We start from the raw sequence: 6,602 nt of genomic DNA on the forward strand, positions 1-6,602 counted from the left end.
ACCCCGGCGAGCGCGAACTGCGACGCGCCCGTGAACGCCAGCAGGCTCAGCACGCACGCCTGCGCGATGGTCAGCCCGGCCGTGACGGCCGCCGCGCCGAACGCGAGCCCCGACATGCCGACGGCGATGCCGACGCCCAGCCCGTCCCGCACGGCGGCGGACCTGCGCGCGCCCTCGTCCGGCGCGCCCACCTCCCCGGTCTCGGTCTCGGTCACGCTCATGGCGTCCACGCTAGGGACGGGCGCGTCCCGCAATCTTGAACGTTCTTGCAACTCTCACCGCGGGTCCCGGCGGTCACCGGTTCTCGGCGGCGTCGAGACCGGCCTCGATCACGGCGGTCATGATGCGGGCGAGCCGGTCGGGCCCGAGGGACGGCGCGTGCACGGCCATCGCCTCGACGATCTGCCGTTCGCGCGCCGGGTCGCGTCCGGCGAAGCCGCCGACCGGCTTGAGCCGCTGGACGGCGGCGGCGACCGCGGCGCGGTGCTCCAGCAGGGTGGCGAGGGCGGCGTCGAGCCCGTCGATCGCGGCCCTGGCCTCGCCGAGCGTGGCGATGTCCCCGGCGGACGGCAGCGCCACGCGCAGCTCGCCGCCGTCCCCTGGCCGGCCGCAGGCCGGGCAGGCCGCGGCGTCCTCCACGGGGTCGATGACCTGGTCGTGCATGTCGGGGTTCCCTCTCGTGCGGCGGCCGTTCGCGCAAGGGGGGTCCGTGCCCGGGCCGCTCTGGTCAACAGAAAAGGCAGAGCCCGATGCGGGGCTCTGCCTTGCCGGCTCCGGGGTCGTCGCTCAGGTCGCAGCGGCGGCCGGCTCGCCCGGAGCCGGCCCCGTAAACCTGAAGTGACGACGTTCCACGGACCAGATCGTATGCGGTGACGGCCGGTGCCCGTCAAACGATGGACGGATCGTCTCGCCGGTTGAGACGGCCCGGATAGCATGTCCGATATGGGGGAAGAGGTCGCGCACTATTACCGCCATCCGGCGTTCCCCGAGGTCGACCTGCTGCGCGCCCGCTACGTGACGCACCGGTTCGCCCGGCACGCCCACGACGGCTACGTGTTCGGCGTCATCGACGCGGGCGTGGAGGAGTTCGAGCACCCGGGCGGCGTGCAGCGCGCCGGGGCCGGCTCGGTCGTCGTGGTCAACCCCGGCGTCGTGCACGGCGGGCACGCGGGCGCGCCGGAGGGCTGGGCCTACCGGGTGATCTACCCGCCGGTCGGCGTCGTGGCCGGGGTGGCCGCCGAGCTGGGCGCCCGGGCCGGCACGCCCGCTTTCCCGGACCCCGTCGTGGACGACCCCCGCGCCGCCGACCTGCTGCGCGCCGTCCACCGGGCGGGGGAGAAGGGCGACGCGCTGGCGGCGTCCACCATGCTGCGGACGGCGCTGACCGGCATGCTCACCCGGCACGCCCACGTCCGCGACCACCTGCGGAGCGGCGCGCCCGGCGAGGCGTGGCGGATGCCGCGCGCCGTCCGCGAGGCCCGCGAGATCCTGCACGCGAGCCTCGTCGGGCCGCCGTCCCTGGACGAGCTGGCCGAGGCCGTCGGCACCCGCCCGTTCCCGCTGCTGCGCGCGTTCCGCGACACCGTCGGCCTGCCGCCGCACGCCTACCTCAACCAGGTGCGCGTGCGGGAGGCGCGCGTCCTGCTGGACGAGGGCCTGCGCCCCGCCGACGTCGCGGCCCGTACCGGCTTCGCCGACCAGGCCCACCTGACCCGCCATTTCAAGCGGACGCTGGGTGTCCCCCCGGGCGCCTACCGTAGTGCCCGCGCGATTGGGCGCGTCGGGGCGCATGGGGCCCCAGAGGAGAGTTAGGCTCTCAGGACCGCGTCATTCCGGCGCCCCCGCCGGGTTGACGATCTTCCCCCGGGACCGATAGCGCCGACACGTACCGTCAGGTACGTGCGCGGTCGCATGCACGAGCAGGAGGCGCAGCAGGCATGGCCGACTCTTTCGTTCACCTGCACGTTCATACCGAGTACTCCATGCTCGACGGGGCCGCTCGGCTGAAGCAGATGTTCGAAGAGGTCGGGCGGCAGAAGATGCCCGCCATCGCCATGACCGACCACGGCAACATGCACGGCGCCTACGACTTCCACAAGCAGGCGACCGCGGCCGGGGTCACGCCGATCATCGGCATCGAGGCGTACATGGCGCCCGAGTCCCGCTACCACAAGAAGAAGGTCCAGTGGGGCGAGCCGAGCCAGAAGCGCGACGACGTCTCCGGCGGCGGCCTGATCAACCACATGACGCTGTGGGCGCGGAACAAGACGGGCCTGCACAACCTGTTCAAGCTGTCCAGCCGCGCCTACACCGAGGGCTTCGTCTTCAAGTACGCCCGGATGGACGAGGAGCTCCTCGCCGAGCACGCCGACGGGATCATGGCGACGACCGGGTGCCCGTCCGGCAAGGTCCAGACGCGGCTGCGGCTCGGCCAGTTCGACGAGGCCCTCAAGGCCGCCGCCACGTTCCAGGAGATCCTCGGCAAGGAGAACTACTTCCTTGAGCTGATGGACCACGGCCTGGAGATCGAGCGCCGCGTCCGCGACGGGCTCGTCGAGATCGGCAAGAGGCTGAACATCCCGCCGGTCGTCACCAACGACTCGCACTACACGCACGAGTCCGAGGCGACCGCGCACGACGCGCTCCTGTGCGTCCAGGTCGGCAAGCAGCTCGCCGACCCCGACCGGTTCCGGTTCGACGGGTCCGGCTACTACCTGAAGACCGCCGACGAGATGCGCGCGATCGACTCGTCCGACATCTGGGCGGAGGGCTGCAGGAACACGCTGCTCATCGCCGAGCGCGTCGAGCCGGACGGCATGTTCGAGTACAAGGACCTCAGCCCCCGCTTCCCCGTCCCCGAGGGCGAGACGGAGGAGAGCTGGTTCCGCAAGGAGGTCTGGAAGGGCCTGGAGCGGCGCTTCCCCGACGGCCTGCCCGACGGGTACAAGGAGCAGGCCGAGTACGAGATGGGCGTCATCCTCGGCAAGGGGTACCCGTCGTACTTCCTCGTCGTCGCCGACTTCATCATGTGGGCCAAGGAGAACGGCATCCTGGTCGGCCCCGGCCGGGGGTCCGCGGCGGGCTCGCTGATCGCGTACGCGATGGGCATCACCGACCTCGACCCCATCCCGCACGGGCTGATCTTCGAGCGGTTCCTGAACCCCGAGCGCGCGTCCATGCCCGACATCGACATCGACTTCCCTGAAGACCGGCGCGCCGAGGTCATCAAGTACACGACGGAGAAGTGGGGCGCCGACAAGGTCTCCTTCATCGCCACCTTCGGCACCATCAAGGCGAAGGCCGCGATCAAGGACGCGGGCCGCGTCCTCGGCTTCCCGTACGCGCTCGGCGACCGGATCTCCAAGGCGTTCCCGCCCGCCGTGATGGGCAAGGACATCCCGCTGTCGGGGATCTTCGACGACAAGCACCCCCGCCACGGTGAGGCGGGCGAGCTGCGCAAGCTGTACGAGGAAGAGACCGACGTCAAGCAGATCATGGACCTGGCGCAGGGCCTGGAGGGCCTGATCCGCCAGACCGGCGTGCACGCCGCCGGTGTGATCATGTCCGGTGAGACGATCACCGACCACATCCCGATCATGCGCCGGGACGCCGACGGCGCGATCATCACGCAGTTCGACTACCCGACCTGCGAGTCGCTCGGCCTGCTGAAGATGGACTTCCTGGGCCTGCGGAACCTGACGATCATCGACGACGCGCTCCGCGGCATCAAGAAGAACAAGGGCATCGACGTCGACCTCCTCGCCCTCCCGCTGGACGACCAGCCGACCTACGACCTCCTCGCCCGCGGTGACACCCTCGGCGTGTTCCAGTTCGACGGCGGCCCGATGCGGTCGCTGCTGCGGCTGATGAAGCCCGACAACTTCGAGGACATCTCCGCCGTCGGCGCCCTGTACCGGCCGGGCCCGATGGGCGCGAACTCCCACACCAACTACGCGCTCCGCAAGAACGGCCAGCAGGAGATCACCCCGATCCATCCGGAGCTGGAGGAGCCGCTCAAGGAGATCCTCGACACGACCTACGGCCTGATCGTCTATCAGGAGCAGGTCATGGCGATCGCGCAGAAGGTGGCGGGCTACACGCTCGGCAAAGCGGATCTTCTCCGCCGCGTCATGGGCAAGAAGAAGAAGGCGGAGCTGGACGCCCAGTTCGTCGGCTTCGAGCAGGGCATGCTCGACAACGGCTTCTCCAAGGAGGCCGTCAAGACCCTCTGGGACATCCTGGTCCCGTTCTCCGACTACGCCTTCAACAAGGCGCACTCCGCCGCGTACGGGCTGGTCTCCTACTGGACGGCCTACCTCAAGGCGAACTACCCGGCCGAGTACATGGCGGGGCTGCTGACGTCCGTCGGCGACGACAAGGACAAGAGCGCCCTCTACCTGTCCGAATGCCGCCGGATGGGGCTGAAGGTGCTGCCGCCGGACGTCAACACCTCCGAGGCCGACTTCACCCCGCTGGGCGACACCGAGATCAGGTTCGGGCTGTCGGCCGTCCGCAACGTCGGTACCAACGTGGTGGACGGCATCGTCGCCGCCCGCAAGGAGAAGGGCGCCTACACCGACTTCAACGACTTCCTCAACAAGGTCCCGCCGATCGTCTGCAACAAGCGGGTCGTGGAGTCGCTGATCAAGGCGGGCGCGTTCGACGAGCTCGGCCACCAGCGCAAGGCGCTGCTGATGGTGCACGAGCAGGCCATCGACTCGGTCATCGACATCAAGCGCAAGGAGGCCGTCGGCCAGGACTCCCTCTTCGGCGCGCTGGAGGACGACAGCGGCGACGACGCGTTCGCCGTCGCCATCCCCGAAGGCGAGGAGTGGGACAAGACGACCCTCCTGGCGTTCGAGCGGGAGATGCTCGGCCTGTACGTCTCCGACCACCCGCTCCTCGGCGTCGAGCACATCCTGGAGCGCGAGGCCGACTGCACGATCGCCGTCCTGAACGAGGGCGAGCGCCCCGACGGCCAGATCGTGGTCATCGCCGGGCTCCTGTCGGGCCTCCAGCGCAAGGTCACCAAGCAGGGCAACTCGTGGGCCATGTTCCAGCTGGAGGACCTCGGCGGCTCCATCGAGGTGTTGTGCTTCCCGTCGTCCTACCAGCTGTGCTCCACGCTCCTCGCCGAGGACGCGATCCTGATCGTCAAGGGCAGGCTCGACCGCCGCGAGGACGTCGCGAAGATCATCGCGATGGAGGTCACCCAGCCCGACCTGACGGTCACCGACGCGACCGGCCCGTTCCCGATCACGATGCCGCTGGGCCGCTGCACGCCCCCGACGGTGTCCCGCCTGAAGGAAGTCCTGATCACCCACCCCGGCCGGTCCGAGGTGCACCTCCACGTCCAGAACGGGCCGCGCACCACGGTCGTCCGCCTGGACGACAAGCTCCGCGTGGCCCCGTCCCCGGCCCTGATGGGCGACCTGAAACAGCTCCTAGGCCCTTCCTGTTTGGGCTGAGGTTCATGCCTCCAGGAGGGCGCGGGTGGCGGGGACGACCTCCTGCGCCCAGCGGCGGAGCTGCGTCGCGTCGGCGGTCTCCGGCCAGTAGACGAACGTGTCGAACCCGGTCTCGGTGGCGAGACCCGCCAGCACGCGGGCCCACCCCGCGGCGTCCGTGCGGATCGGTTCCTCGCCCTGGAGCCGGACGTCGGCCGGGGCGTCGGTGATGCGGCCGACGAGCTGCGCGATCCGGGTGATGGCGGACGGGTCGCGCCCGGCGTCCTCGGCGGCGCGGGTGATGATGTCCTGCGACGCGCGCCACGACTCGTACGGCAGGTAGTGCGGGATCGGCGCCGCCCACCCGTCTCCGATGCGCCCGGTGAGCGCGAGCGCCTTCGGCCCGACGCTGCCGAGCCAGATGCCGACCGGATGCGCGGGTGCCGGGCCCGCGTGGACGCCCTTCACCGTGTAATGCGTCCCGCTGACCTTGACCGTCTCGCCGGGACGCCACATGGCCCGGATGATCTCGATGGCCTCCTCCAGCGCCCTGAGCGCCTCCCCGGGGGTGCGGTTCGGGCCGCCCATGGCGGAGATCGCGGGCCAGAACGCGCCCGCGCCGAGCGCGAGCTCGAACCGGCCGCCGCTGAGCAGGTCGAGGGTGGCGGCCTGCTTGGCCAGGACGGCGGGGCCCCGCAGCGGCAGGCTCGCCACGTCCGGGAACACCCGCAGCCGCTCGGTGCCGGCGAGCAGCGCCGCGATGAGCGCGAGCGTGTCGGCCTGGTCGGCCGCGTACGGGTGGTCCTGGACGCCGAGCAGGTCGAGCCCGTCGCGGTCGGCCTGGCGGGCGAGGGCCTGGATCTCGCCCAGCCCGGCGGCGGACGGGGCGAGCTGGACGCCGAATCGGTAGATCATGCACCCGAAACTACCGAGGCCGGGCCCCGGCCGAATCAGTAGCGCTACGGGATCGTCAGACCGCCATGAGCTCCGAGTGCCAGTCGACGAAGCGGCCGAGGCCGTCGAAGCGGGCGCGGGCCGTCCCGCCGCCGGGGAGAAGCGCCTCGGTCTGCAGGTCGGTCTGGTGGTACGGGACGCGGTGCCGGGACAGCAAACCGGCCAGAGTCAGGCGCGGCTCGTGCGGGAACAGGCTCGTCG

At 70.8% G+C, this 6,602-nt stretch carries 5 protein-coding genes and 1 pseudogene; 2 read left to right on the forward strand and 4 right to left on the reverse strand.

Translation table 11 applies throughout. The features are described from left to right. A partial coding sequence (locus E1264_RS38445; RefSeq protein WP_207936798.1) for an AzlC family ABC transporter permease occupies positions 1-152 on the reverse strand: 152 nt, incomplete at its 3' end. Between the two features lie 142 nt (positions 153-294). Next, the gene (locus E1264_RS46290; RefSeq protein WP_132181810.1) at positions 295-663 is read right to left on the reverse strand and encodes a chorismate mutase; all 369 of its coding nucleotides are present in this window, start codon (positions 661-663) and stop codon (positions 295-297) included. Positions 664-942: 279 nt separating this feature from the next. Between E1264_RS46290 and E1264_RS38455 the strand changes: the two genes are divergently transcribed. Both E1264_RS38455 and dnaE read left to right on the forward strand, forming a co-directional pair. Further along, a complete protein-coding gene (locus tag E1264_RS38455; protein ID WP_347813449.1) occupies positions 943-1,812 on the forward strand; it encodes an AraC family transcriptional regulator in 870 nt (289 codons plus the stop codon). Positions 1,813-1,937: 125 nt separating this feature from the next. After that, a complete protein-coding gene (dnaE, locus tag E1264_RS38460; protein ID WP_132181814.1) occupies positions 1,938-5,468 on the forward strand; it encodes a DNA polymerase III subunit alpha in 3,531 nt (1,176 codons plus the stop codon). A gap of 3 nt (positions 5,469-5,471) precedes the next feature. On the opposite strand, the gene E1264_RS38465 is transcribed toward dnaE, so the two are convergent. Next, on the reverse strand, positions 5,472-6,362 hold the full coding sequence (locus E1264_RS38465) for an LLM class flavin-dependent oxidoreductase (protein WP_132181816.1): 891 nt from the start codon (positions 6,360-6,362) through the stop codon (positions 5,472-5,474). A gap of 55 nt (positions 6,363-6,417) precedes the next feature. Then, a pseudogene (locus E1264_RS44150) lies at positions 6,418-6,602 on the reverse strand (hypothetical protein); the annotation flags it as partial.

Origin of the sequence: Actinomadura sp. KC216 (assembly GCF_004348535.1) — a bacterium.
Taxonomy (GTDB): Bacteria; Actinomycetota; Actinomycetes; order Streptosporangiales; family Streptosporangiaceae; genus Spirillospora.